The sequence below is a fragment of the Halorubrum sp. FL23 genome, from assembly GCF_052439115.2.
Taxonomy (GTDB): domain Archaea; phylum Halobacteriota; class Halobacteria; order Halobacteriales; family Haloferacaceae; genus Halorubrum; species Halorubrum persicum.
Genome location: NZ_JBQVRO020000054.1, coordinates 1 through 1170, shown reverse-complemented (window position 1 = coordinate 1170; position 1170 = coordinate 1). Strand labels below are relative to the sequence as shown.

The window sequence follows — 1170 nt, the reverse complement described above, 5'->3', positions numbered from 1 at the left end:
CTCCTCGTCGAACGCCGTTAAATCGTCGTGGAGAGCGTGTAACTCCTCAGACAACCTCTCTGCTTCCTCGTACCGTTCAGCAACGTACTCTGCCTCCCGCAACAGATGCGCCCAGCACCGCTGGAGCTTCGTGTGGTAACTCGGATATGCTGACCAGCCGTCACAGCTGAGCGTCGAGTCCTCGGCGAATTCCTCGCCGAGGACGTCCTCTAACACCTGGCTTCCACGACTCTCATCAACCCAGAACAGCACCTCTTCGTCAGTAACAAACGTCCACGCCCAGTGTTGCTCTCCGTCAACAGGAAAGCCCGTCTCATCACAATAGACGACGTCACTCTCCCGGATTCTGGCTTTGACGTCTTCATACGCGGGTCGCAGCCGGTCTGCGACCCGCTTGGTCAGGTTGTAGATTGTCCGGTGGGAGATGGGGAGATCGAGCTCCCACTCAAACAACTCTGCCTGCTTTCGGTTTGGAAGTCGCTGATGGAACCTTCCAAGGGCGGTTTGGGCCATGATATTTGGCCCAAACCGCCCGGTTTCCGGGCAGTCAGGATGTTCAGCAACGACCTCGTTTCCACAGGAACAGTGGTGTTTGCCGAGTTCGTACTCGGTGACAGTGGTTGGAATGGGGAGTGGTATATCGATAATCGTCCGTGAGACGTAGCTGTCCGGGTTAGAGAGTGTCTGCTCACAGTCTGGGCAATACCCCTGATCTACTCGAATAGTCTCCTCTGGTTCCGGAGGCGGTCGAGTTGTTCCCTCGTGACCTTCGTCACGTCCTGGAGAGGAGTCGCTGGCGGCGTCGGCGTCGCCGCCAGCGTCGTCCCCTTGGTCTTCGTTCTCTTCCTCGTCGCTGTCATCGTTGCCAGGTGATCCAGCCGCGCCACCCTGCTTACTGGGTGGTGTGTTTGGGTTTTCGTACCACTTGAGGCGTGCTTGCAGATTCTCGATCTGCTGTTGCTGTGCTGTGAGTTGACGACGGAGAAGACGGTTCTCGAACTCTTTGACTACGAGCTGCTGGCGGAGATGCGTACTGTCCTCAGCGCGGATCGCGGAATCTGTCGATTCCGGCGATCCGCCAATCCCCAGCGACACACTTGGTTCACCATTGAGAGACCATTCATGAGACTGCTACGAAATCGGTCTGGCAGCAAGCCGCTATCCAACTAC

1 protein-coding gene is annotated in these 1170 nt (G+C 57.1%); it reads right to left on the bottom strand.

Annotated elements, in window-relative coordinates:
* Window positions 1-1095 (bottom strand): IS66 family transposase (tnpC, locus tag ACT4MF_RS18830; RefSeq protein WP_444683851.1); only part of this gene is annotated, 1095 nt, incomplete at its 3' end.
* Window positions 1096-1170 lie beyond the last annotated feature (75 nt).